We start from the raw sequence: 25,199 nt of genomic DNA on the forward strand, positions 1-25,199 counted from the left end.
CGCGCCTTCCTTCATCGTCCCGGCGCGGCGAAGGTCGCCGCGTTTCCCGAAATCGAACGAGCGAGAGCTATGGCCCGTCCCGTCGTCTTCTCCGGCATCCAGCCCACCGGTTCGATTCACATCGGCAACTACTTCGGCGCGATCAAACAGTGGGTGACCGGACAGGACGATGCGGAGAACATCTTCTGTCTGGTCGACATGCACGCGCTCACCGTCCCGCAGGACCCCGCCGCGCTGCGCGCTCAGATTCTCGAGACCGCGACGGTCCTGCTGGCGGCGGGGATCGATCCCGCGAAATCGCGGCTGTTCGTGCAAAGCGACGTGCGCGAGCACGGCGAGCTGACGTGGTATCTGTCGTGCGTCGCAGCGATGGGACAGCTCGGCCGCATGACGCAGTACAAGGAAAAATCCGAAGCGCAGCGCGGCGAAGTGCGCGTCGGCCTGTTCGCCTATCCGCTGCTGATGGCGGCCGACATCCTGCTGTATCGCACCACGCACGTCCCCGTCGGCGAAGACCAGAAGCAGCACATCGAGCTGACGCGCGATCTCGCGCAGCGCTTCAACGCGGCTTACGGCGGGGTGTTCGTCCTGCCCGAACCGGCGATCCCGGCGGCCGGAGCGCGGATCATGGGCCTCGACGATCCGACCAAGAAGATGTCGAAGAGCGTCGCCGGCTCGTATCACGCAATCCGCGTCCTCGATCCGCCCGAACAGATCCGCAAAGCGGTGATGTCCGCGCAGACCGACAGCGGCCGCGAGATTCGCATCGACCCCGCGCGTCCCGGCGTGACGAACCTGCTCGCGATCTACATGGCGGCGTCGGGCACGAGTGCCGCCGAGGCCGAGGCGCACTTCGCCGGCGCGCGCGGCTACGGCGACGTGAAAAAGGAACTCGTCGATCTGCTCGTCGAGACGCTGCGGCCGCTGCGCGAACGGTACGCCGAACTCGCGGCCGATCCGGCGACGGTGCACGAACTGCTGTGCGCCGGCGCCGACGCGGTGCGGCCGATCGCTCGCGCCACCGCCGATGCGGCGAAGCGCGCGATGGGCGTCGGAAGCTAGCGGACGAAGGCCTTCCGACGCGGTTTTCCGAGCGTACAGAGCGGGTCGCGTGCTGTTCTTGCACGCCCGGGTGGCGCGTGATAGTATCCACGCATAAAATCGACCGGTCTCGATCCCCGCGCGGTCCCGTCATCCGTGGCATCACCACACTCAGGTACTCGGCGAGTCGAAACCAGGCCAACCCGTAGGAGTCCACTCGCTTGTATACCGATGAACGGCTGACTTGCACCGATTGCGGTGCGGAGTTTGTTTTCAGCGCCGGCGAACAGCAATTCTTCGCGACGAAGGGTTTTCAGAACAAACCCAACCGCTGCCCGGACTGCCGCGCCGTGCGCAAGAGTGCGCGCGCGAACAGCGGCGGAATCTCCGGCGGATACGGCGGCGGCGGCGGGATGCGCGGCAGCGATCGCGCGTACGGCGGCGCGCGCGAGATGTACAGCGTGACCTGCAGCAGCTGCGGACAGCAGGCGGAAGTGCCGTTCCAGCCGCGCGGCGACAAGCCGGTATACTGCCGCGACTGCTTCCAGTCGCAGCGCTCGTACCGTTGAACTCGGCTTAGCGCGTCTCCGGCGCGACGCGCGTGCCCGCGAACAGCACGCCGTGCGCAATCGCGTCGGCGACGCGCGTGTGCGCGTGCACGATCGCATCGTCGAGCGTCGCGCCGGATGCCAGCGATGCTGCGATCGTCGCCGCGAGCAAATCGCCGGTGCCGCGCAGCACGTTCGCGATGCGCGGCGTGCGAAACGTGCGCACGCCCGCGTCGTCGGAAACGACGTCGATCGCGTCGCCGGCGAGATGTCCGCCTTTCACCAGCACCGCGCGCGCGCCGCGCGCGCGCAGCGCCGGCGCTGCATCGCGCATCGCGTCGAGATCGCGCACGCTGCGCTCCAGCAGCGCACCGGCTTCGTCGAGGTTCGGCGTCAGCAGCGTTGCGCACGGAAGGAGCACGTCGCGCAGCGCGGCCACCGTCGCGTCATCGGCGAGCGGATCGCCGCCCGTCGCGGCAAGCACCGGATCGACCACGACCGGCACCCCCGCAAACGCCGCGAGCCCCGCGGCGACCGCGCGCACCGCGTCCGTGGAGAGGAGCGCGCCGACGTGAAAAGCGCCGACGCCCGCCTCGCGCAGCGCGTCGAATTGCGCCGCGATCGTCGCCGCGTCAAGCGGCGTGCGGCGCAGGACGCTGCGCGCATCCTGCGCGCTCACGCCGGCGATGACGCAGACGGGGCGCACGCCTTCGCGCGCGAGCACCTGCATCGCGAAGGTGACGCCCGCGAACGCGAGCGGATGGGTCGTGCCGACGGCGGCGACGACCGGCACGTTCAGCCCCAGCGTTCGACGAGCTCGCGCGCCGCGCGCTCCGGATCGTCGCAGACGAGCGCCGAGATCACCGCCGCCATCGGCACGGCGGTCTCGCGCACCCGTCCGATCGTCGCGGAATCGATCCCGCCGATCGCCGCGCAGGGCACCGGCGACGCCTCGACGACGGCGCGCACGCCGTTGATCCCGATCGGCCGACCGGCGTCCGGCTTCGAACCCGTGGCGAAGACCGGCCCCACGCCGACGTAGTCGATCAGCGCCGGATCGACCGCTCGCGCTTCGGCCGGCGTCCCGCACGAGAGGCCGATGATCTTGCCCGGGAGCCCGCGCCGCAGTGCGGTGAGGTCGAGCCCTGCGGCGTCTTCTTGCCCGAGATGCACGCCGTCGGCGAGCCGCGCCAAGCCGACGTCGTCGTTGAGGAGCGCGATCCCGCCCGCGGCGCGCACCCGGCCGACGAGCGCGATCAGCGTCGTGCTGTCGATCCCGTCCTTCGCCCGGATCTGGACGAGCCGGATCCCGCCGCGCAGCACCGCCTCGGTGAACGCGATCGGCTCGACCCGCGCGGGGTCGACGATCGCGTAGATCCCCCGCAAACGCGAACGAGGAGCGTCGCCGCTCCCCGTTTCCGAGCCGTTCGGAATTGCGTTCAGTTCAGCGGGGCCGCCGGGTTGACGACCGCGACGGTGATCGAACCGGTCGCACCGCTCCCGGTCGCGCTCACGACGACGCAGTAGGGATAGGTCGGTGTGACGGTCGCCGCCGGACTCACCGCGAGGATCGCCGCGGGGACCGGGATGATCGCCGGCGGGGTGAAGACGATGTTGGCCGAGTTGGTGGGATCGACCGTGATGTACTGCGAGAAATCGGTGACCAGCGGCCCGGTGGTCCCCTGGGACGTGACGGTTACGGCGTTGCACGCCTTGGTGACGCCGCTCGAGTTGGTCGGGTAGGTGCCGCTCGAGACGAGCGCAGCGCTCCATTTGAACGTGTTGTTCGAAAGGGTGCCGTTCGTCGAGCCGCGCACGGCGACCGCACTGAGGTCGATCGGCGAACCCGGGATCACGCGAGCGACGTTGGTGCTGCCGAGGGTCGTTACGATGACGCGGTCGGCATTGTTGCTGTTATTGAAGCTGAGGACGGACCCCCCGCCGCTGCACGCGCTCAACGCGACGGCGGCCATGACTGCAAGGGGCAGGGCGAAGCGACGCATGGATACGACTCCCGTAAGCACGGAAAAACCCCAGAGGCCATTCTCGAAGTCGCCGCCGGGCGTGTCGGCCGTTCCGTGGCTTGGAAGTCGGTTCCTTCGTTCTGCCGCTTCGACTAGCGCGGTGCGACGGCGACCGTGACGTCGAACGGCGCGTCCGCGCCGTCGGCGAGCGCCGGGGCGACCGTCAGCGACCACGTGCGCGAGAGCGGGTCGAGCCGGCCCGCGGTGAACGTCAGCGAGCCGGTGTACTGCGCGTTGGGCGCGAGCGGCACGCCCTCGTAGAGGTGCTTGTCGGTCACCGCCCAGTTCTTCAGCGCGAGAATCCGGTAGACGCCGCCCTTGTCGTCGCGCAGAACGCTCTTCCCGTACGGCAGGACGGTAATGAAGCGATCCCCGAGGTTCGCGAACGTCACCACCATCGCGATCCGGTCTTCGAAGAACTCCATCTTTTTGACGGTGACGCGCAGCCCCGAGGCGCCGGCGGTCGACGTCGAGGCGAATGCGCGGTAGGGTTTCCCGGGGTCCTTGATATGCAGACCGCCGGCGGCCGGGAGCACGCCGATCGGCACCGTGACGTCCGCCCGGCGCCGCGCGTCGCGCGCGTGGTCGACGAAGCCGACCTGCTCGCGCACGAAGTACACGCGCCCGCGCTCGTCGCCGCGCGCGCCGACGATGCGCGCTGCAGCGATCGTGAAGCCATCCGCGTCGAAGACGCTGCGATACGCGGCGGCGCTGCCGAAGTACGCGCGCTCGTCGTCGCTGAGCATCGCGAAGGCGGCGTCGTATTGTCCCGTGCGAAGCGCGTCGACGTAGCGCTTGACGAACGCCGTCTGCGGTCCCGCCGGAACGGGGCCGTAGCTCGGCGCCGCCGGCGGCGCTGCGCCGAGCAGCGCGAGGGCGCACGACGCGAGCGCGGTGCGCGCGAACGAGTTCACGACGATTCTTCTCCCAGCAGCAAGTCGACGATGCGCGTCAGATCGTTGGCATCGGCGTAACGCAGCTCGATCGCGCCGCCGCGTTCGTGCGCGACCAATTTCACCTGCGTTCCGTATTTGTAGCGCAGCCGCGCGACGAACGCCTCGTCGTCGTGCTGCACGCGCGCCGAGGTCACGCGCGCGGCGCGGGGGCGCGCGCGCCCGCTCTCCTGCACGAGCGCTTCGAGCGCGCGCACCGTGAGTTCTTCGTCGGCGGCGCGGCGCGCGATCGCTTCGCGCCGTTCGGGCGGAAGCGCGAGCAGCGCGCGCGCGTGACGCGCGGTCAGCCGCCCCTCGCGCACCAAGGCTTTGATCGCATCGGAGAGCCCGAGCAGACGCAGCGCGTTCGCGATCGCCGGACGGCTGCGGCCCATCCGCTCGGCGACCTGTTCCTGCGTGAAGCCGTAGGCCTCGATCAAATGTGCGAAGCCCATCGCCTCTTCGAGCGGATCGAGGTTTTCGCGCTGCAGGTTCTCGATGATCGCGACCTCGAGCGACTCGCGATCGTCGGCGGTGCGGACGATCGCGGGGATCGTCTCGAGCCCCGCGGCGCGCGCCGCGCGCAGGCGACGTTCGCCCGCGATCAGTTCGAAGCCGTCGGCGCGTTCGCGCACGATCACCGGAACGAGCACGCCGAATGAGGCGATCGACGCGCGCAGTTCGTCGAGCGCATGCGGTGCGAACGTTCGTCGCGGCTGCTGCGGATTGGGACGGATGCGCGCCAGCGGCAGCACTTGCAGATCGCGCTTCGGCGGTGCGGCGGTGACGTCGGCGGTGCCGCCCTCGCCGAGCAGTGCGCCCAGCCCGCGTCCGAGCCCGCGCTTCGGCGCGCTCATTCGAGGTGCTCGCCGGCGGCAGCCGGAGCGCCGACGAGTTCGCGCGCGAGCGAGAGATACGCTTGCGCGCCGCGGCTCTTCACGTCGAACAAGATCGCGGGCTTCCCGTACGACGGCGCTTCGGAGAGGCGGATGTTGCGCGGGATCTGCGTGTGAAAGACGCGATCGGGAAAGAACTTGTGCACTTCCTCGAGCACTTCGGTCGCGAGCTTGGTGCGGCCGTCGAACATCGTGATGAGCACGCCGCCGATCGTCAAGTCGGGGTTGAGACCTTCTTTGATGCGGCGGACGATCGCGATGAGCTGGCTCAGCCCTTCGAGCGCGTAATACTCGGCCTGCACCGGGATGATCACTTCGTCGGCGGCGGTGAGCGCGTTGATCGTCAGCAGGCCGAGCGACGGCGGGCAGTCGATCAGCACCTCGTCGTAGCGGTCGCGCACCGCGGCGAGCGCGGTCTTCAGCCTGTTCTCGCGCTGCAAGGCGGAGACGAGTTCGACTTCCGCGCCGGCGAGGCTCAGCGTCGCCGGAACGACCGCGAGCTGCTCGATCTCGGTCGGCAGGGTCACGTCGGCGATCGCGGCGTGCTGCAGCAGCACGCTGTACATGTCGCGGTCGACGGTACGCTTGTCGACGCCGACTCCCGTCGTGGTATTCCCCTGAGGGTCGACGTCGACGACCAGAACTCGTCGGCCCAGGAGCGCGAGGGATGCGCCGAGATTAACCGCGGTCGTCGACTTGCCGACGCCGCCTTTCTGATTGACGATCGCGATGACGCGTGCCGACGTACCGGAAACCACGAAGAGCGCCTATTCTGCCGGGGACACGGGGAAATGCTCGTCGATGTAGCGTTCCGCGCGCTCTGCGAGCAAGGCCGCGTCGTTCCGAGACGGATCGTCGGTGACCTCCTCGAAGAGGGCCCGGAGCACGTGGCCGACGCGGGCGTCGCCGCGAAAGCCGGGTTTGGCCAGCCCCCGCCGTTCGAACAGCGCGAGGATGTCGATCCCGCGGATCGCAAGGTCGCGGACGCCGAGCGCCGGACCTTCGGCCATCACCGCGGCGATCCGCGCCTCGAAACGCTCGTTCGAGTCGTCGCGCTTGGGCAATCCCGAGCCGTCGATGTCGGCGTGCCGGAGGGCGAAGAGCCGGTCGAGATGCTCGGGACCGATCCTGCGGATGAAGCGGCGCAGCGTCTTGTCCTGCAGCTCCGGATCGGCGGCGTACATGTGGTGGCGGACGAGGTGCGCGACCGTCTCTACCGTTTCGTTCGGCAGGCGCAGGCGCGCCAGCATCGGCGCGACGAGGGCTGCGCCGACGTGCTCGTGTTGATAAAACGTGTTTCCGCGGCCTTCGGGGCGAGGCGCGGCCGTGCGCGGCTTCCCGATATCGTGGAGCAGGGCCGCGAGCCGCAACGTGACGTCGCCGGTGGGCGCCGCATCGAGCGTCGCGAGGTTGTGGCGGTAGACGTCGTAGGCGTGCCAGTCGTTCTGGTCGACGCCGAGCCCTTCGAGCAGCTCCGGCCAGAGATGAACCAGCACGCCGGTGCTGCGGAGGATCTCGATCCCGACCGACGGCGCGGCCGCGGTGAAGAGCTTCGCGAACTCATCGCCGATCCGTTCCGCCGAGACGGTCGCAAGCAACGGCGCCGCGCTCGCGATCGCCGCGGACGTCCGGGCGGTCGGTTTGTACGCGAAGCGTGCCGCGAACTGCGCGGCGCGGAGCATGCGGAGCGGATCCTCGACGAAGGTCGCCTCATCGACGATGTCGATCCGCGCCGCCCGGATATCGGCGACGCCACCGTAGGGATCGACGACGGCGTCGTCCGCGATCCGCCGCGCGATCATGTTCATTCGGAAGTCGCGCCGGCGCAGGTCGTCCTCGAGCGGGATCTCGGGCCCGGACTCGACCGCAAACGCGCGATGCCCGGTTCCGGTCGAGCGCTCGCGCCGCGGAAGCGCGATATCGGCCTCGCCGGCCGGATGCCGGAACTTGAGCACCGAGAACGACGCGCCGACGACGTCGACGCGGCCCGCCGATCGGAGTGCTTCGAGCAGCACGTCGAACGCGATACCGGTGACGACGTAGTCGAGGTCTTTCGGCGGTCGCGCCACCCCGTCGAGTCGGGATCGGAACTCGTCGCGCACCCGTCCGCCGACGGCATAGAGCGACGCGCCCGGCAAGAGCTGGACCAGAACGTCATCGAGGGAGTGTCGCACGCGCCCGCTATTGTACCGCGCCGCGCTACCCCGCAGCGCTGAGCCGCTCGCAGGTCACGATCCGCGGCAGCGCCCTGCCAAACAGAGCGTTTCCCGGGAAACGCCCTCACGACTCGGGCGGATCGTTGCCTTCCGACGAGCCCGGATTCACGATCGCGCCGTTTCCCGGGAAACTCCCGGTCGCGCAGAGCTAGCCAAAGCGGAACCACCCCGGGTCACGCTGAGCCTGTGGCGCCACGATCGCGCCCGACGGGGTGTGGTCGCCCAGCCCGCAGCGCGCGATTGGGGGCGCCGCTTCGACGGCTCAACGTGACCCCGCGCCCTACGAGAGACAGAGCGGTCGTTTCGTCGGGATGCCGTCTCGGCGGGGGAAGCGTGGGCCCGTCGGCGTCCGCTTCTCCAAGATGAGGAGCCGGCGTTCGCCGTCGATCGCTCGCTCCCCGACCAATTCGGCGCCGAGCACCAGCGCGGCGTCGTGCACGGCGTTGCGCTCGCTTTCCGCCAGCGATCCCCGCTGCAGCAGCGCACGGCCGCCGAGCGCCAGAAACGGCACGGTCAACTCGGCAACCGCCGGCGACGAACCGACCGCGCGCGCCGTCGCAGTCGCAAACGCCTCGCGCAATCCCGGCTCCCGCCCGGCCTCCTCGGCACGCCGGGAGATGACCTCCCCGTCCAGCCCAAGCACGGCGAGCGCTTCCTCCAGGAACCCCGCCCGCTTCTTGATCGGCTCCAGCAATACGACCCGCACCGCGCCCGCGATCGCGAGGGGGATCCCCGGCAGGCCGTTTCCGGACCCGACGTCGATCAGCGGGCTCCGGACGTCCCCGCGGAGGGTCAGCGCGTCCAGGATGTGGGCGGCGAACGCGGCACCGTCTTTCGCCCCGGTGAGGTTGATCCGCCGGTTCGCCGCAAGCACCAGCGCGGCGTAGATCGCAAGCCGCTCGGCGAGCCCCTCGCCGACGCCGGCCTCCACAAGCGCGGCGCGGGCGGCGGGATCCGGCAGGGGGACCGGTTTCACGCCGGCGCGGCGGTGAGCCGGTGGACGTGCACCCCGAGGAGCGCGATGTCGGTCGGGGTGATCCCGGGGATGCGCGTCGCAGCGCCCAGCGTGCGGGGCCGCGTCCGGTCGAGCTTCTCTTTCGCCTCCCGCGACAACGCCCGGATCGACGCATAGTCGAGATCGGCCGGCAGGACGACTGCTTCATCGCGCGCGGCGCGCTCGATCGCCGCCTGCGTCCGACGCACGTAGCCGTCCATCTTCAGCTCGATCTCAACGCGAGCGCCCGTCCCGGCGTCGATCTCCGGCGGCAGGAACGGCGCCACGTCGGCGATCCCGAGCTCAGGCCGCCGCAGCGCGTCGGCCAGGGTCGAGCCCGGCGCGAGGTCGCTGGAGGCGATCCGCGCCGGCGCCCGGGAGCGTTCGGCGGCACGCCGCGCCGCGTCGAGCGCATCCCGGCGCCGCGCGAACGCCTCCCACGCCTCGTCGTCGACCAGCCCGATCTTGCGGCCGACCGGGGTGAGGCGCAGGTCGGCGTTGTCGTGCCGCAGGACGACCCGGTGCTCCGCACGCGACGTCAGCATCCGGTACGGCTCGTCGACGCCGCGGGTCACGAGGTCGTCGAGCAGGACCCCGATGTACGACGTTTCGCGGCCGAGCCGCAACGGCTCGCGGCCGGCGGCGCGTCGCGCTGCGTTGATCCCGGCGATCAGCCCCTGCGCCGCCGCCTCTTCGTATCCGCTCGTTCCGTTGAGCTGACCGGCGTGAAAGAGCCCGGCGACCCGCCGCGTCTCGAGGCTGACGTCCAGTTCTGTCGGCTGCACGAAGTCGTATTCCACCGCATAGCCGGGGCGGAGCACGAGCACGTCCGCGAAGCCTGGGAGGGTCCTTAGCATCGCGAGCTGGATGTCGGCAGGGAGGGACGTCGAGAAGCCGCCGACGTAGAACGTCGGCTCGTCCCAGCCTTCGGGCTCGACGAAGATCTGGTGCGTCGCGTTGTGTGCGAATTTGACGACTTTGTCTTCGATCGACGGACAGTAGCGCGGCCCGATCCCGCGGATGAGGTCGAGGCCGTAGAGCGGCGAGCGGTGCAGGTTGGCGCGCACCAGCGCGTGCGTCGCCTCGCTGGTCTCGACGATCCAGCACGGCAGCTGCGGGCCCGCGAACGCGGCCGGGCTCCGGTAGGAGAACGGGAGCGGCACCGCACTCGGCATTTGTGGTGACATGGCATCCAGCGCAAGGGACGTACGATCGACCCGCGGCGGCGTCCCGGTCTTCAGCCGCGCTAGGGGAAAGCCCAAGCGCGCCAGCGCGCTGGAGAGCCCGACCGCGGGCGCCTCGCCGAAGCGGCCCTCGGCGCGCACCTCATCGCCACGGAAGGTCTTCCCGCCCAGGAACGTTCCGGTGGCAAGGACGACGCTCGGCGCGCGCAGCGTCCGGCCGTCGGCGAGCACCACGCCCCGAACAGCCCCCGCCTCGACGACGAGGTCGTCGGCCATCCCGGCGACGACGGTGACCCGCGGCTCCGCGCCGAGTTCCGCCCGTGCGGCGCGGACGTACCCCGGCTTGTCGGCGAGGGCGCGCAGCGCGCGGACGGACGGGCCCTTCGACTCGTTCAGGAAGCGCGCGTGGAGGGAGACGCGGTCGGTGACCCGCGCCATCGCGCCGCCGATCGCGTCGATCTCGCGCACGAGCTGGCCTTTGGCGCTCCCGCCGATCGACGGATTGCAGGCCAAGGTGCAGATCCGTTCCGGATCGCCGGTGACGAGCAGCGTGTGCGCGCCCAGCCGCGCCGCGGCAAGGGCGGCTTCGAATCCGGCGTGGCCGGCGCCGACGACGATGACCGCGGCATCGTCGCCGCGCGAGACGGTGCGCATGGAACGCCCGCCATCGTAGCACGGTTGTACGGATCGCACCAATGGCCGATCCCGCGCGCCGCTTGCGCACCAACACCGACGGACCGTTCTTCGTCGACGCGTCGTGCATCGATTGCGATGCCTGCCGCAGCTTCGCGCCGCTCACGTTCGCCGCGCGGGGCGCGCATTCGGCGGTCGTCGCGCAGCCCGCGGAGCCCGCCGACGTCGCGGCGGCGCAGCGCGCGCTGACGGCGTGCCCGGTCGGCGCGATCGGCGACACGGCGCATCGTCAGGTGCGCGACGCGATCGCTTCGTTTCCGCTCTTCGTCGACGGACCCGTCTCCGAGCTGGGATTCAAGCGCGCGCGTCGTACGGCGCGACCGCGTATCTGGTCGCGCACGCCGATGGCAACTGGATGATCGACGCGCCGCGGTGGAATACGTCGCTCGCGCATGCACTCGAAGCGCGCGGCGACGTGCGGTACGTCTTCTGACGCATCGTGAGGACGTCGCCGATGCGGCGCGTCACGCCGCGCTTTTCTGGGCGCGGCGGATCATCCACGCGCGCGACCGCGGCGCGATGCGTCCGACGCGGAGATCGTGAAGTCAAGTCCCAAATCTGCTGTAATTCCGGTTCGTCGATCGCGTAAGTTAGGCTGCTCGTCTGTCTCGTTTTACGGCGGCCGGCTTGGCCACCGTCGTTGCTTTCCATTCGAAGTATTCGGTCATGTCGAAGTAGGCTCGGCTTAACCATTCGTCGTTTTGCTCGGAGAGTAACGCGCCGACCATGCGAATCGCTGCGGCGTCGTTTGGGAAAATGCGAATGACTTTCTCCCGGCGACGAATCTCTTCATTGAGCCGCTCTTGCATGTTGCTCGTGCGCAGTCGCCGACGATATTTCTCCGGCAGCGGCAAGATCGCAAACATGTCTTCGAACGCTCCTTCCAAGCACACGCACGACTTCGGCGCTGTTTCTGCGAAGCGGGCCATGAATTCCGCATATCGACGCTCAGCCTCTTTGCGATCAGTTGCGAGAAAGATCAGCCGAGCTGCAGCGGTTACGTTTTCGCGTTCTTTCTTGGGCGCGTGATCGAGCAAGTTCTTCATCACGTGGAACTGGCAGCGCTGCCATGTCGCGCCGACGAATTGCTTGGCGATCGCCTCGCGTAAGCCCGAGTGATTGTCGGAGACGGCAACGTCGACGCCGTGCAAGCCGCGTGCTTTGAGGCCGCGAAAGAACTCGTTCCACGTCGCAAAGCTCTCCGAATCGCCGATCGAAAGACCAAGGATTTCTCGGTATCCGTCAGCGCGAATGCCGCTCGCGATGAGGAGCGCTTTGCTGACGACGCTCTTGTCGGTGCGCACCTTCGTAAAGAGCGCGTCAACGATGATGAACGGGTACGCCGCATCAAGCCGACGATTCAAGAATCCCGCGACCGGCTCGTCAAGGGCCTTCGCGAGGCGACTGACCGTCGACTTCGAAAACGACGTCCCACACAGACCTTCGGTTATCCGCGTGACCTTCCGCGTCGAGACGCCGTTGACGACCATCTCCATCAGGCCCACGACAAAGGCTTGTTCGCTGCGGCGATAACGCTCAAAGATGTCGGTTGAGAAGCTGCCGTCGCGCGTTTGCGGCACGCGCAGGACCAGCGATCCGACGCGGGTCGAGAGCTGTCGATCGCGATACCCATTTCGATAGCCCTCCCGTTCTTGACAGCGTTCGTACCGCTCGGCGCCCAGATGATCGCGCATCTGCGCCTCGAGCACTTGGTTCAAAATCGTTTCGACGAGCTTCCCGAGCGCCGCAGGTTGATCGAGCAACGCTGGAATCGCGTCGCGGGATAGGGTAAGATCGTAATCGGCCACCGTTCCGGTCCTTTCGATTGAAGTGTTGTCAACGTCAATCTTCGAACCGGAGCGGTGGCTACCCGCCCGCTGAATTTACATCAATTATAGGGACTCTGCCGATCGTGATCGAAGTGCCGCTGCTCTCGATTAGCGAGCATGGATGAATCAGTGTGATCCGGGGAGGCAGCATGGACGATCTTGGCATCGATGTCGGCAAAGCGACGCTGTATGCGAGTTGCTTCAGGGTGAGCGGTCTACTCTTAAGACCGTGCCGAACAACATCAAGGGCTTCGATCAGCTATCGAAGTGGCTGATGAATTGTAAGGCCGTTGATGTGCACGCCCGCATGGAAGCAACGGGAACCTATGGTGTAGAAGTCAGGATTTGATCTGACGGTTGTCGAATACCGGTGGTGAATCCTCCTGAGGAGCCATCCATGAACAGCGACCGAAAAGTCATCAAGGCGAAAGTGGGCCTACTCCAGCTCGGCAAGCAGCTCGGAAATGTGACTGAAGCCTGCCGCGTGATGGGTTACAGCCGTGATAGCTTCTACCGTTTCAAAGAGCTCTACGAGACGGGCGGCGATCTAGCCTTGGCCGAGATCACCAAGCGAAAGCCGAACCTCAAGAACCGCATTGCTCCCGAAGTCGAGGATGCGATTGTCGATCTTGCGATCGAGTTCCCTGCGTACGGTCAAGTGCGCGCAGCGAACGAGCTCGCCAAGCGTGGGATGCGTATGTCGCCGGCGGGACTTCGCGGGGTGTGGCTGCGACACGATCTTGAGACGATGAAGAAACGGCTCAAAGCGCTGGAAGCAAAGAGCGCCCAAGATGGGCTCGTCCTGACTGAGGCGCAAGTCGTCGCGCTGGAGCGTGCCAAGCTCGAGAAAGAAGCGCACGGCGAGTTCGAGAGTGAGTGCCCCGGCTACTGCGGCGCGCAGGACACCTTCTTCGTTGGGACGATGAAGGGCGTCGGCCGCATCTACCAGCAGACCTTCATCGACACCTATGCGAAGGTGGGCGTCGCGAAGCTCTATTTGGACAAGACACCAATCACTGCGGCCGACCTGCTCAACGATCGCGTGTTACCGCTATACGAAGAGTACGGGATTACGTTGCAACGGATCCTGACCGACCGCGGCACGGAGTTTTGCGGGCGTGAGGGACATCCGTACGAGCTCTACCTGGCGATCGAAGACATCGACCACACCCGAACGAAGGCACGCCATCCGCAGACCAACGGCATCGTCGAGCGTTTTCACAAAACGATGCTTGATGAGTTTTATCGGATCGCGTTTCGCAAGACGATCTACACGTCGCTCGAGCAACTGCAGCGGGACCTCGATGCGTGGACCGAGGAGTACAACACGCAGCGTCCGCATCAAGGACGCTGGTGCTACGGCAAGACGCCGATGCAGACATTCGTCGACAGTGTCTCCCTTGCGAAAGAGAAACAGATCGCTTAGACTGAAACCCAACCTATCTGACACTACCGCAAGATCGTACGACTGTCAGATCACATAGTAGCTACTACAGGTCGTGGAACGTGCGATCGATCGCAGCGAAATCTTTTGCGCGGACGAGATGTTCTTGAGCGGCAGCGCGGCGGGCGTGCAATGGATCGAATCCGTCGATCATCGGAGCATCGGCAATGGCACGCAAGGCCCGGTCGCGAAAGCCCTGATCGATCTCTACGGCAAAGTCACCCGCGCCGAGCTGCCCAAGTATTCCGACTGGCTGCTCAAGACGTACGCCTCCCGAACGGTGCGTGCATGAGCGACCGTTCGGCTACCCTTTCGTCTACCGTTTCGGGAAAACAGGTATCGTGGACCTGATAAAGCGTACAGAACCCATTACCTAGGCGGTGGGGTCCGCCTCACGAGATCGTGGAACCGCCGCTCGTCGGCCAATGACTCCTGTGCCGCTGCATGTGTGCTTAGGAGCTCCCGCGATGACAGCTACCCTTCCGGCGCCGCTCGTCCAAATTTTTCAAGTCGCAGCGGCGCTTTTTCTCTCGCCGCTTCTGACCGGAGTCATCGCGCGTTGGGAAGCATTGGTCGCCGGTAAGCGCGGGCCCTCGGTTCTCCAAACGTACCGCGACATCGTCAAATTCTTGCGCAAGGCCTCGATTCGGCCCGATGTTGCGTCGCCAGTTTTTCGCTATGCGCCGTACGTGGTCTGCGGGAGTTACGCGACGATCGCGACGCTCATCCCCGTGCTTACAACTTATCCGCTCCCGGGCGCTACCTACGGTGATATTCTCGCTGGCGCGTTTCTCTTTGCCCTAGGATCATTCGCAACGTCCCTTGCCGCTCTCGATTCGGGATCGCAATATGCGAATATCGGTGCGAGCCGGGCAACGATGGTCGGGATATTCGTCGAACCGACACTCATTTTCGTCTTTTTTTCCGTCGCATTCATTAGCGGAACGGACTTGCCGTACGCGATGAATGCGCAATTGCGCGATTCATTGGCAAACGTTTTGAGACCGGCGCATGTTCTGGCGACTGCAGCATTCTTTCTCATGCTGCTCGTGGATACCGGCCGTATTCCGATCGAGAGTTCATCGGCAACGACAGAGTTCGGGATGATCGACGATGCGCGGCTGTTTGAGCATACCGGTCCGGAGATGGCGCTATTCAAATGGGCCGGATCGATCAAACAATTTCTTCTCTACACTATTTTTATCAACGTTCTGCTCATTCCTCAAGGATTATCAACAGACGGCTCGGTAACGAGCGTAGCCTTCGCCCTGGTCACGCTCTTTCTAAAAATGTTGCTCGTCGGCGCGCTCGTAACGATCATCGACACGACTTTTGCGAAATTGCGGCTGTACCGCGTCGTCGAATTTATCGCGACGGGCTTGCTCGTCGCGCTTCTCGCGGTCGTCGCATACGTGGCCGGATTCGGATAAGATGCATACCTTATCTGTCCCCCAGGCTCTTGCCGGAAGCGTCGCTGTGGTTTTGCTGCTCGTGCAGCTCGCAATGCTTCGTTCGCTCGTTCTCGTTGAGTTGATCGCGCTGTACGCGTTACAATCGTTGCTCGTGGCGATTGTCTGTGCGACGGTCGGCGTTGTCGATGGCGCTTGGGATCTCATCTTTCTTGCGATCATAACGGTCGTGGTAAAAGCGTTTGCTCTGCCGCTGTACATGCGAGTCCTCTCGCACCGAGTATCGTCACGCGTCGAAATTCCGGCGCGTATCAATGTCACGGCTTCCTTGCTCATTGCCGCTGCGCTGATCGCACTCGCGATGACGACTGCCTCTCGGCTTCCTTTGCACGCGGGCGCCTTTCTGCCGTCGGCAAATCTTGCGACGACCCTCTCCATCGTTTTCGTCGGGTTTCTGATTGCCATTCTGCGGCCCAATGCGCTCGCGCAAGTCATAGCATTTCTGACGCTCGAAAATGGCCTTTTTTTCGGCACCGTAACCCTCGCGCCGGGGCTTCCGCTCGTTGTCGGAGTTTTGCTGCTCATCGATGTCGTCATCGCTGTCGTCGTCTTCGCCGTGCTCGTTCGCGTCATCGTCAACGAACGCGGTTCGATTGCGACGAGCTCGCTCGAAAGTTTACGCGGATGAATCCGATTGTTGCCGCGATCGTTGCCATCCCCGGGATGCTCGCGATCGTGTGCCTTCTTTTGCCGTATACCGTGGGCCGTGCGTTGACGGCGGTCGGCGCCGTCGTTACAGCGATGCTCATCGCCATTGTTGCGGTGATGGTTTCGCAGCACCGAGGAACCATCGATGCGCAGTCCACATTGTTTCTTCTCCCGCTCGGTATCGTGTATGCATGCGTGGGCATCTACACCGTCTGGTACGTCGAAGCGGAAGCGCATGGTTCCGATCGCGAGCGCTTCCGACGGGAGTTTCTGGCCCTAACGAATGCATTTGCGTTCGTCGAAGTCATCGTTCCGCTCGTGACAAATATGGCTGGCCTATGGGTTGCGATGGAGGCGACGACGATCGTCGCTGCCTTGCTCGTTCGGTTGCAGGGCACGCCGGCTGCGCTCGAAGCTGCGTGGAAGTATATCCTCATTGCATCGTGCGGCCTCGGACTCGCGCTGGTCGCCGTCATCGTGCTCTATGCGGGTGGTACGGAGGCGCTCGGAACGCGGTACTCGCCTGATTGGGCCGCGTATGTTTCGGCTGCGCGCCGACTGAATCCCGACGCCGTGCGCCTTGCGTTCCTGTTCGCACTTGTCGGCTTCGGAACGAAAATGGGACTTGCGCCCATGCATACCTGGCTTCCGGACGCTCATGGTGCCGGTCCAACGCCGACGAGCGCGATGCTTTCGGGCGTCGTCCTCAGCGACGCGCTCTACGCAATCTTACGGTTTGCCGCAATCACGAATGCGGCACTCGGACCGTCATACGCGCGTCACCTTTTTGCCGTGCTCGGTTTGCTCTCGCTCTTCCTCGCCGCATTCTTTCTCCTTCAGCAGCGCGATCTCAAGCGTATGTTTGCCTATTCAAGTATCGAGCACATGGGGATCGTCGCGACCGCGCTTTCGTTTTCGGCTCCGATCGCCGTCGCAGGAGCGATGCTTCATGTCGTTAATCACGCGGCCACGAAGTCGCTAGCATTTCTTGCAGCCGGTCGCATCGCGGAACGGTACGAGACGCGTGAAATCGCGGGCATCCGCGGCGCGCTGGTAACACTCCCCGTCAGCAGCGCCTTTCTCGCGATTGCGGGCCTCGCACTTGCGGGCATGCCACCATTTGGAATGTTCCGGAGCGAACTCATGATTCTCGTCGGCGGTTTTTCCAGCGCGCCTCTCAGAGCCGGAGCACTTCTCGTGCTGCTGGTCATTGCGTTTGCAGGCATCGTGCGCTGGATCGCGGCAGTCACGGGAGGAGCGCCGCCTGAGAGCATCGTTCGCGGAGAACGAGCAATATTTCCCATCATCGGAATGGCGCTGGGCGTGGTCATCGTGGTTGGCCTCGGCGTATACGTGCCGAACGTTCTTAAAGTGCTGATCTTTGGGGTCCAACATATCCTCGCGGGAAACGTCTCATGAACGTCCTCTCACTCAGTGAAGCGCAGAATCTGATACGGGCGCGTCTGCGTTCCGGCTCGCGGTTCGTCAGTGCGTTTCTCGATGACACCCGCGAAGGTCGGATCGTTCGTTACGTCTTAGCGAACGAGCGGCACCTCGAACCGTATGCCGCCATGCTGGAAGAACCGCTTCCAACGCTCACCGACATCACGCCCGCTGCGGCTTGGTACGAGCGTGAACTCCGCGACATCGACGGAATTTCCGTGTGCGGCGAGCTCGACGGTCGGTCCCTCGATCCGACCGTTTCGGAACCCGTTCGCCGCTCGGCATCTTCCGAAGTCTCAACCGTTCTGTATGGCCCCGTGCGCTCGGGCATTTCCGAATCGGCGCGCTGGCTTATCGAAACCGCCGGTGAGGATTTCCTGGGCGTTCAGGCGACGATGTTTTACAAGCGTCGCCGAATTGAAGCCCGATTCATTGGAGTGGCGCTCGATCTCGCGCCGTTTATCGCCGAACACGTTTCGGGCGCGACCGCAGCCAGCCATGCGAGTGCGTTTTCCCGAGCGTGTGAGGTCGCACTCGAGATCACCATACCAAATCGAGCGCGCGCTGCGCGGGGCGTCCTCGTTGAGTTCGAACGGATTCACCAGCATCTCGACGTGCTAGCGAAACTCGCTGACGATGCGTCGCTCGCCGTTGGGGCTGCGCAAACGTTCGCGCTCAAGGAACGCGTGCATCGTTTTCTTGCAGCAGCGACTGGAAATCGTTTTGCGCGGGGGTGCGTTGCGATTGGCGGGGTTCGCGACGATCTAATCCCTGCGCTGCGGCGCGAAGCTGCGCGGTCGCTTGACGACCTCGAACGCGATATCCTTGCGGTCGTTGCGACGCTGTTCGAAACCCCATCGCTGACCGATCGACTGATCGGAACCGGACATCTTTCCGCAGAAACCGTCGTACGCTTTGGCGGTGTTGGGCCGGTTGCCCGAGGAAGCGGCGTCTCATGCGATGCACGCACGCGGGACGGTTGGCTCTCAACCCCGCTCGAAGGTGATGAGGCACTCGAACGTGCGGGAGATGCCTTTGCCCGCGCGAGCGTCCGACGGCGCGAAATTCGTCGGGCATTCCGACTGATTCGAAATGCACTCGACGGGGCAAGTGAAGGGCCTCATCGGGTCGAGACGCCGCTGCGCAGCGGTATGGGCTACGCGCGCGTCGAGTCACCGCAGGGTGAACTTGTATATTTCGTTCGCATCGACGACGGTCTCCAGCGCGTTGCGATTCGATCCGCGACCTTTGCGAACTGGCCGCTCTTTGCGCTGTCCCTTCCCGGAAATATTTTCACGGATTTCTCGTTTGTCGAGCACTCGTTCGGAGCAATCCAGGCAGAGAGCGATCGATGAACCGATGGTTCTTGCGCGGCTTGCGCACGGGAATTGTAACGACCCGTTTTCCAAGCGGAATCGATGCGATGCCAGCCGGATGGCGCGGTCGCGCGGTATGCCAAGAAGGCGCTGATGCGCAATCGATTGCGCGCGCCGCCGCCGTCTGTCTGAGTGGTGCGATCGAGGAACGAAGCGGTGCGGTTGATGTCGATCGCTGTTTCCAGTGCGGTGAGTGCGCCCGCATCACGCCGCGAGCTTTCGCGATGTCAGCAGAGTTCAATCTCGCTCATTTCTCCGCCGACCCGACGGAGGAGCGAGCGCGCTTACGCGAGCGCGTGCGCTCGCTTGGAAAATCGATCATGATTCGGCACATCGATGTCGGGAGCGACTGCTCGGAGGATCAGGAAATGCAGGCGCTCTTCAACCCGTACTATGACGTGACACGGCTCGGCATCTTTCTTACCGCATCGCCCAGGCACGCCGATCTCCTCGCTGTCACCGGTGCGGTGACCGGAGCGATGGCGGAACCGCTGCGGCGCACGTATGATGCAATGCCGGAACCGAAGGTCGTCGTCGCCGTTGGTACGAGTGCGGCGTCGGGCGGAATCTTCGCCGGAAGCCCGGGAATAATCGGCGCGGTCGAGCGGGTGATTCCGGTCGACATCGCAATCCCGGGTTCGCCTCCGCCGCCGCTCGCCATCATCGCGGGCTTATGGCTCGCACTCGGGCGCATCCCGCCGGTTGCATGCAGATGACGGCGCCGTTCTCAGCGCTCATCGCTGCCGGGCTTGCGTGTCTCGCGGGTGCCGCGATCTCGGCCTTCGTTCGCGTGAAGTTTGCGCGATCGGTAGCGTTCGCGCTCCTGACCCTCGCGGGTTCTGCGGCATGCGTAGCAGCGGTCCTGGCTCTGCGGAGTGCTGCTCATGCGATATCATTCGGCAATCATATTGCGTTGCGGCTTGATGGGCTCGCGGGATTTTTCGTGCTCGTACTCGGCCTTGTCGCGACGCTGACCGCGCTGTTCGCGTGCGGTCGCCGACGCCGCAATGAACGCGGGCTCGGTTTGCATGCCTCGGGCAGCGCATGCACGATCCTCTTCGCATCATTGCTCGCCTGCAGTGCCGATGATGTGTGGCTCTTTCTCTTCGGCTGGGAACTCTTGGCGCTTGGTTTTGGTTGGGCGATTGCGTTTGCGGGTGAACGCGAGAACGCCGATCGTGCGGCGTATTTCACGCTTGTAATCACCCATGCGGCGGGTGCAGCGCTGCTGGGAGCGCTACTTATTCTCACCGTCCATTCTGGTTCGCGCGTCAGCGATGTGGCCGTCGGGTGGGCGCACCTCTCGCCGCAGATGGCGGGACTCGTGTTCGTCGGGTTGCTGGCAGGTTTTGGAGCGAAGATCGGCATCTTTCCCCTACAGGGGTGGATGCCGTACGGATACCCGGCGGCACCCGGGCCCCTTGCCGCCCTCATGGCGGGCGGTGCGCTGAACGTTGGCTTTTACGGACTCGAGCGCTTCGTCGTTTCAGCGCCCGTCGCGGTACCGACGTGGTGGTCCGTCCTGGTGCTTGCTCTAGGCGCGTTCGGTGCCATCCTGGGAGTCATGTGGGCGCTCGCGCAGCGCGATATGCGGATGCTCGCTGCGTTTTCGAGCGTTGAGAACGCTGGCATCATCCTCGTGGGCATCGGTGTCGCGCTGGCGGGGCGCGCCGTTTCGCAACCGTTTCTGGTGGGCTTTGGGTTAGCGGCGGCGGCCGTTCAAATTCTTGCTCACGCGATCGCGAAATCGACGCTCTTTCTTGTCATCGGAGATGTCGATGACGCGACTGGGTCGACATCTTTCGATCTACTCGGCGGACTATGGCGACGGCTTCCGGTGAGTACGACTGCGGCAACCGCTGCTGCCCTCTCGCTTGCCGCACTGCCGCCATTCGGGGGCTTTGCCGGCGAGTGGCTCTCTCTTGAGGCCACGATGCAGGCCTTTCGAACGGCGTCATTGCCGCTCGAAATCGCTCTCGCTGTCGCCGGGGCAGCAATTGGACTCGCGGCGGGTGCGGCGGTCGTCGCATTCGTGAAAACCGTCGGCATCGGATTTCTCGGCGCGGCACGCTCACCAGGTGCCGAACATGCATCGGGCTCGAAAAGTATGCTCACCGGTCTCGCGTACGCGGGTCTCGTGATCGCCTCGGTCATCGTTGGCAGCTGGACCCCGACCGTGCTCAACCTCATCGCGCCAGCGATCGATTCCATCGCACGCGTGGCGACGGTCGCGGCGATGATTCACGATGCGCCCCTCGTTCAGCCGCCGTTCCCAGGTTTTTCGTCAGTCTCGGGAATGGGTCTCGTCGGAACTGCACTCGCCTTCGCCCTTGGCTTCCGCATCCTGGTCGCTTTGATTCGGCGACCAGTCTCGCGCAGCGAAGCGCCTTGGACGTCAGGAAACCGCTATTATGCTTGGACGCAATATTCCGGCACGGGATTTGCAAATGCGAGTCGCGTTGTGCTCGATATTGTCACGCGGGTCGTGCGCGAAACGAGCGGGGATGTCGCGGGAGACGGCAATTTACGCTACGAGAGTCGGGCTCGTCCATTCGCGGATCTGCCGCTAGCGATCGCGCTCGCTTCCGGATTCCTCCGTCTCTCAACGCTCGTTCGAAAGACGCAGTCCGGATTCATTGCTGTATACCTCTCGTACATCTTAGCCTTTATCATCGCACTGCTTTTCATATACCCCTTGCTCCGCCTCTGGTAGAAGAGATCGCATGTTTTCTCACATCGTGCTCGCCTGGGATGAATCGAATGCTGCGCGACATGCTGCAGATTACGCCTTCGTGCTTGCGGAAAAATTCGGTTCGCGCATCGACATTGTCAGCGTGCCTGCGCTTGAAGAAAATGCTGCGTTGGCTCTGACACTAGAGGCATTGCGAATCGAAGCCGAGCGCCGTGGACTGCAGACGACGCGTGTCGTCGTTATGCCAGCCGATGTGAAGCCAGAGAGCGCGATCGTGAAACACGCCTATGATTCCGGAGCCGATGTGATAGTGATCGGTCATCGCCCGCTCGATCCGCTCGAACGTTTCATCGTAGGAAGCGTTTCGGAACGGGTTGTGCGGGCGGCGCCGTGTGCGGTCCTTTCGGTCGCTGGCTCCGAGTGACCGTGCGACGTGCGTCCGCTTTCCCGAATGTTTCGTTTTGTAGGGAATTCCGCATGCTCGTGTAAGAAACGAAGTGACGGCGATGGAGTTCGCCATAACCGCTGTCCACAGCTGATAACCCCTTACTTTCGTGAGGGGTTTTTCTATGATCAAGCGTGGTATCCACGGGACATTTCCGAAAGAATCCGCAGCATGAGCATGGAGCGGTCGAACGTCACGTTTGCACTCCGGGTTGCTGCCATCATTCGCGACGAGCGCGACCGGATATTGGTGGTCCGGGAGCATATCATCGGGATCGAGCAATGGACCTTACCCGGCGGGGCGCTACTGCTTGGCGAGTCGCTCGTTCTTGCGCTCGAACGGCAGAGTCCCTATAATTGATGTAAATTCAGCGGGCGGGTAGCCACCGCTCCGGTTCGAAGATTGACGTTGACAACACTTCAATCGAAAGGACCGGAACGGTGGCCGATTACGATCTTACCCTATCCCGCGACGCGATTCCAGCGTTGCTCGATCAACCTGCGGCGCTCGGGAAGCTCGTCGAAACGATTTTGAACCAAGTGCTCGAGGCGCAGATGCGCGATCATCTGGGCGCCGAGCGGTACGAACGCTGTCAAGAACGGGAGGGCTATCGGAATGGGTATCGCGATCGACAGCTCTCGACCCGCGTCGGATCGCTGGTCCTGCGCGTGCCGCAGACGCGCGACGGCAGCTTCTCAACCGACATCTTCGAGCGTTATCGCCGCAGCGAACAAGCCTTTGTCGTGGGCCTGATGGAGATGGTCGTCAACGGCGTCTCGACGCGGAAGGTCACGCGGATAACCGAAGGTCTGTGTGGGACGTCGTTTTCGAAGTCGACGGTCAGTCGCCTCGCGAAGGCCCTTGACGAGCCGGTCGCGGGATTCTTGAATCGTCGGCTCGATGCGGCGTACCCGTTCATCATCGTTGACGCGCTCTTTACGAAGGTGCGCACCGACAAGAGCGTCGTCAGCAAAGCGCTGCTCATCGCGAGCGGCATTCGCGCTGACGGATACCGAGAAATCCTTGGTCTTTCGATCGGCGATTCGGAGAGCTTTGCGACGTGGAACGAGTTCTTTCGCGGCCTCAAAGCACGCGGCTTGCACGGCGTCGACGTTGCCGTCTCCGACAATCACTCGGGCTTACGCGAGGCGATCGCCAAGCAATTCGTCGGCGCGACATGGCAGCGTTGCCAGTTCCACGTGATGAAGAACTTGCTCGATCACGCGCCCAAGAAAGAACGCGAAAACGTAACCGCTGCAGCTCGGCTGATCTTCCTCGCAACTGATCGCAAAGAGGCCGAGCGTCGATATGCGGAATTCATGGCCCGCTTCGCAGAAACGGCGCCCAAGTCGTGCGTGTGCTTGGAAGGAGCGTTCGAAGACATGTTTGCGATCTTGCCGCTGCCGGAGAAATATCGTCGGCGACTGCGCACGAGCAACATGCAAGAGCGGCTCAATGAAGAGATTCGTCGCCGGGAGAAAGTCATTCGCATTTTCCCAAACGACGCCGCAGCGATTCGCATGGTCGGCGCGTTACTCTCCGAGCAAAACGACGAATGGTTAAGCCGAGCCTACTTCGACATGACCGAATACTTCGAATGGAAAGCAACGACGGTGGCCAAGCCGGCCGCCGTAAAACGAGACAGACGAGCAGCCTAACTTACGCGATCGACGAACCGGAATTACAGCAGATTTGGGACTTGACTGACCTATTCTGTAGAAGTCAGGATTTGATCTGACGGTTATCGAATACCGGTGGTGAATCCTCCTGAGGAGCCATCCATGAACAGCGACCGAAAAGTCATCAAGGCGAAAGTGGGCCTACTCCAGCTCGGCAAGCAGCTCGGAAATGTGACTGAAGCCTGCCGCGTGATGGGTTACAGCCGTGATAGCTTCTACCGTTTCAAAGAGCTCTACGAGACGGGCGGCGATCTGGCCTTGGCCGAGATCACCAAGCGAAAGCCGAACCTCAAGAACCGCATTGCTCCCGAAGTCGAGGATGCGATTGTCGATCTTGCGATCGAGTTCCCTGCGTACGGTCAAGTGCGCGCAGCGAACGAGCTCGCCAAGCGTGGGATGCGTATGTCGCCGGCGGGACTTCGCGGGGTGTGGCTGCGACACGATCTTGAGACGATGAAGAAACGGCTCAAAGCGCTGGAAGCAAAGAGCGCCCAAGATGGGCTCGTCCTGACTGAGGCGCAAGTCGTCGCGCTGGAGCGTGCCAAGCTCGAGAAAGAAGCGCACGGCGAGTTCGAGAGTGAGTGCCCCGGCTACTGCGGCGCGCAGGACACCTTCTTCGTTGGGACGATGAAGGGCGTCGGCCGCATCTACCAGCAGACCTTCATCGACACCTATGCGAAGGTGGGCGTCGCGAAGCTCTATTTGGACAAGACACCAATCACTGCGGCCGACCTGCTCAACGATCGCGTGTTACCGCTATACGAAGAGTACGGGATTACGTTGCAACGGATCCTGACCGACCGCGGCACGGAGTTTTGCGGGCGTGAGGGACATCCGTACGAGCTCTACCTGGCGATCGAAGACATCGACCACACCCGAACGAAGGCACGCCATCCGCAGACCAACGGCATCGTCGAGCGTTTTCACAAAACGATGCTTGATGAGTTTTATCGGATCGCGTTTCGCAAGACGATCTACACGTCGCTCGAGCAACTGCAGCGGGACCTCGATGCGTGGACCGAGGAGTACAACACGCAGCGTCCGCATCAAGGACGCTGGTGCTACGGCAAGACGCCGATGCAGACATTCGTCGACAGTGTCTCCCTTGCGAAAGAGAAACAGATCGCTTAGACTGAAACCCAACCTATCTGACACTACCGCAAGATCGTACGACTGTCAGATCACATAGTAGCTAGTACATCTGATTCGAACGTCGAATCGCAACGGAGAGGTGCAGTTTTCGATCGGACTGCCCACTGGAGAATCGAGGAATCGCATGAAGATCGAGCACAACGGAATGCTCGTACGTATCTACTTTTCGGAGAGCGCCCACCACGAGCACTCCGATACCTTGGGCCTCATTATTGCCGCACTTTCAAAAGCTGGTTTCGTTGGGGCATCGGTTTTTAAGGGCATCGAGGGCTACGGCTCCCATCGTTATATCTCTAGCGCAAGCATCATTGATGCCTACGTCGATCTGCCGATTTTGATCGAAGTCGTTGACGACGAAGAAAAGGTTCGTTCGTTCATTCCCACCCTCGAAACGATCCTCGAGGATGGTTTGGTCACCCTCGAGCGCGTGCAAACGCTCTTCTATCGCGGAACTCCGGTCTGCGGGTAAAGCTCCCAGGCTTCTGCGGCGCGAA

At 64.0% G+C, this 25,199-nt stretch carries 26 protein-coding genes and 2 riboswitches; of the genes, 16 read left to right on the forward strand and 10 right to left on the reverse strand.

Translation table 11 applies throughout. From position 1 onward, the window contains the following. Positions 1–69: 69 nt before the first annotated feature. Together trpS and WPS_RS17650 are read left to right on the forward strand one after the other, a co-directional pair. Positions 70–1,062 (forward strand): tryptophan--tRNA ligase, encoded by a 993-nt coding sequence (trpS, locus tag WPS_RS17645; RefSeq protein WP_317995769.1) that lies wholly within the window; start codon positions 70–72, stop codon positions 1,060–1,062. Positions 1,063–1,262: 200 nt separating this feature from the next. Further along, positions 1,263–1,610 carry a zinc-ribbon domain containing protein gene (locus WPS_RS17650; RefSeq protein ID WP_317995770.1) on the forward strand — a complete coding sequence of 116 codons (348 nt, stop codon included), beginning with the start codon at positions 1,263–1,265 and terminating at the stop codon, positions 1,608–1,610. A 7-nt stretch (positions 1,611–1,617) separates the two neighbouring features. Here the strand turns inward: WPS_RS17650 and thiD are convergent, their stop codons facing one another. The 9 genes from thiD to mnmG all read right to left on the reverse strand — a co-directional run bounded on the left by thiD (position 1,618) and on the right by mnmG (position 10,489). Continuing rightward, on the reverse strand, positions 1,618–2,382 hold the full coding sequence (gene thiD / locus WPS_RS17655) for a bifunctional hydroxymethylpyrimidine kinase/phosphomethylpyrimidine kinase (RefSeq protein ID WP_317995771.1): 765 nt from the start codon (positions 2,380–2,382) through the stop codon (positions 1,618–1,620). A 2-nt stretch (positions 2,383–2,384) separates the two neighbouring features. Beyond that, entirely contained in the window at positions 2,385–2,975 is a 591-nt protein-coding gene (locus WPS_RS17660; protein WP_317995772.1) for a thiamine phosphate synthase, read from the reverse strand. Between the two features lie 53 nt (positions 2,976–3,028). After that, positions 3,029–3,592: a hypothetical protein gene (locus WPS_RS17665; protein WP_317995773.1), complete on the reverse strand. Its 564-nt coding sequence runs from the start codon at positions 3,590–3,592 to the stop codon at positions 3,029–3,031. Positions 3,593–3,705: 113 nt separating this feature from the next. Further along, positions 3,706–4,527, reverse strand: coding sequence for a hypothetical protein (locus WPS_RS17670; protein WP_317995774.1), 822 nt, complete (start codon positions 4,525–4,527; stop codon positions 3,706–3,708). Continuing rightward, entirely contained in the window at positions 4,524–5,402 is an 879-nt protein-coding gene (locus tag WPS_RS17675) for a ParB/RepB/Spo0J family partition protein (protein ID WP_317995775.1), read from the reverse strand. Before WPS_RS17675 ends, WPS_RS17670 begins: the two co-directional genes overlap by 4 nt. Further along, the gene (locus tag WPS_RS17680; protein ID WP_317995776.1) at positions 5,399–6,199 is read right to left on the reverse strand and encodes a ParA family protein; all 801 of its coding nucleotides are present in this window, start codon (positions 6,197–6,199) and stop codon (positions 5,399–5,401) included. Before WPS_RS17680 ends, WPS_RS17675 begins: the two co-directional genes overlap by 4 nt. Positions 6,200–6,208: 9 nt before the next feature. Then, the gene (locus WPS_RS17685; RefSeq protein ID WP_317995777.1) at positions 6,209–7,615 is read right to left on the reverse strand and encodes a CCA tRNA nucleotidyltransferase; all 1,407 of its coding nucleotides are present in this window, start codon (positions 7,613–7,615) and stop codon (positions 6,209–6,211) included. Positions 7,616–7,937: 322 nt separating this feature from the next. Continuing rightward, on the reverse strand, positions 7,938–8,588 hold the full coding sequence (gene rsmG, locus WPS_RS17690; RefSeq protein WP_317995778.1) for a 16S rRNA (guanine(527)-N(7))-methyltransferase RsmG: 651 nt from the start codon (positions 8,586–8,588) through the stop codon (positions 7,938–7,940). 41 nt (positions 8,589–8,629) lie between these two features. After that, positions 8,630–10,489 (reverse strand): tRNA uridine-5-carboxymethylaminomethyl(34) synthesis enzyme MnmG, encoded by a 1,860-nt coding sequence (gene mnmG / locus WPS_RS17695; RefSeq protein ID WP_317995779.1) that lies wholly within the window; start codon positions 10,487–10,489, stop codon positions 8,630–8,632. Between the two features lie 41 nt (positions 10,490–10,530). Between mnmG and WPS_RS17700 the strand changes: the two genes are divergently transcribed. Then, complete coding sequence (locus WPS_RS17700; RefSeq protein WP_317995780.1) at positions 10,531–10,887, forward strand: ferredoxin; 357 nt, start codon at positions 10,531–10,533, stop codon at positions 10,885–10,887. A 231-nt stretch (positions 10,888–11,118) separates the two neighbouring features. Here WPS_RS17700 and WPS_RS17705 read toward each other — a convergent pair whose 3' ends face one another. Then, complete coding sequence (locus tag WPS_RS17705) at positions 11,119–12,336, reverse strand: IS256 family transposase (protein ID WP_317994492.1); 1,218 nt, start codon at positions 12,334–12,336, stop codon at positions 11,119–11,121. Positions 12,337–12,754: 418 nt separating this feature from the next. On the opposite strand from WPS_RS17705, the gene WPS_RS17710 reads away from it, so the two are divergent. The 13 genes from WPS_RS17710 (at position 12,755) to WPS_RS17770 (ending at position 25,174) form a co-directional block, all read left to right on the forward strand. Next, the gene (locus WPS_RS17710) at positions 12,755–13,783 is read left to right on the forward strand and encodes an IS481 family transposase (RefSeq protein ID WP_317995781.1); all 1,029 of its coding nucleotides are present in this window, start codon (positions 12,755–12,757) and stop codon (positions 13,781–13,783) included. Between the two features lie 73 nt (positions 13,784–13,856). Next, complete coding sequence (locus WPS_RS17715; RefSeq protein WP_317995782.1) at positions 13,857–14,093, forward strand: aminotransferase class IV; 237 nt, start codon at positions 13,857–13,859, stop codon at positions 14,091–14,093. Between the two features lie 75 nt (positions 14,094–14,168). Beyond that, positions 14,169–14,243: riboswitch (Fluoride riboswitch) on the forward strand. 25 nt (positions 14,244–14,268) lie between these two features. After that, positions 14,269–15,231 (forward strand): respiratory chain complex I subunit 1 family protein, encoded by a 963-nt coding sequence (locus tag WPS_RS17720; RefSeq protein WP_317995783.1) that lies wholly within the window; start codon positions 14,269–14,271, stop codon positions 15,229–15,231. Positions 15,232–15,277: 46 nt separating this feature from the next. After that, on the forward strand, positions 15,278–15,898 hold the full coding sequence (locus WPS_RS17725) for a hypothetical protein (protein WP_317995784.1): 621 nt from the start codon (positions 15,278–15,280) through the stop codon (positions 15,896–15,898). Continuing rightward, positions 15,895–17,337: a proton-conducting transporter transmembrane domain-containing protein gene (locus WPS_RS17730; RefSeq protein WP_317995785.1), complete on the forward strand. Its 1,443-nt coding sequence runs from the start codon at positions 15,895–15,897 to the stop codon at positions 17,335–17,337. The genes WPS_RS17725 and WPS_RS17730 overlap by 4 nt, the downstream gene beginning before the upstream one ends. Next, positions 17,334–18,716, forward strand: coding sequence for a hydrogenase large subunit (locus WPS_RS17735; RefSeq protein ID WP_317995786.1), 1,383 nt, complete (start codon positions 17,334–17,336; stop codon positions 18,714–18,716). The genes WPS_RS17730 and WPS_RS17735 overlap by 4 nt, the downstream gene beginning before the upstream one ends. Beyond that, positions 18,713–19,453: an NADH-quinone oxidoreductase subunit B family protein gene (locus tag WPS_RS17740; protein WP_317995787.1), complete on the forward strand. Its 741-nt coding sequence runs from the start codon at positions 18,713–18,715 to the stop codon at positions 19,451–19,453. Before WPS_RS17735 ends, WPS_RS17740 begins: the two co-directional genes overlap by 4 nt. Then, on the forward strand, positions 19,444–21,450 hold the full coding sequence (locus WPS_RS17745; protein ID WP_317995788.1) for a proton-conducting transporter transmembrane domain-containing protein: 2,007 nt from the start codon (positions 19,444–19,446) through the stop codon (positions 21,448–21,450). Before WPS_RS17740 ends, WPS_RS17745 begins: the two co-directional genes overlap by 10 nt. 10 nt (positions 21,451–21,460) lie before the next feature. Beyond that, positions 21,461–21,853: a universal stress protein gene (locus tag WPS_RS17750; RefSeq protein ID WP_317995789.1), complete on the forward strand. Its 393-nt coding sequence runs from the start codon at positions 21,461–21,463 to the stop codon at positions 21,851–21,853. Positions 21,854–21,922: 69 nt separating this feature from the next. After that, positions 21,923–21,984: riboswitch (Fluoride riboswitch) on the forward strand. A 61-nt stretch (positions 21,985–22,045) separates the two neighbouring features. Continuing rightward, the gene (locus WPS_RS17755) at positions 22,046–22,234 is read left to right on the forward strand and encodes an NUDIX domain-containing protein (protein WP_317995790.1); all 189 of its coding nucleotides are present in this window, start codon (positions 22,046–22,048) and stop codon (positions 22,232–22,234) included. Between the two features lie 80 nt (positions 22,235–22,314). Next, positions 22,315–23,532, forward strand: coding sequence for an IS256 family transposase (locus WPS_RS17760; RefSeq protein ID WP_317994492.1), 1,218 nt, complete (start codon positions 22,315–22,317; stop codon positions 23,530–23,532). 123 nt (positions 23,533–23,655) lie between these two features. Then, positions 23,656–24,684: an IS481 family transposase gene (locus WPS_RS17765; protein ID WP_317995781.1), complete on the forward strand. Its 1,029-nt coding sequence runs from the start codon at positions 23,656–23,658 to the stop codon at positions 24,682–24,684. A 145-nt stretch (positions 24,685–24,829) separates the two neighbouring features. After that, positions 24,830–25,174, forward strand: a complete 345-nt coding sequence (locus WPS_RS17770) for a DUF190 domain-containing protein (RefSeq protein WP_317995791.1) — start codon at positions 24,830–24,832, stop codon at positions 25,172–25,174. Positions 25,175–25,199 lie beyond the last annotated feature (25 nt).

It is taken from the genome of Vulcanimicrobium alpinum, from assembly GCF_027923555.1.
Classification (GTDB): domain Bacteria; phylum Vulcanimicrobiota; class Vulcanimicrobiia; order Vulcanimicrobiales; family Vulcanimicrobiaceae; genus Vulcanimicrobium; species Vulcanimicrobium alpinum.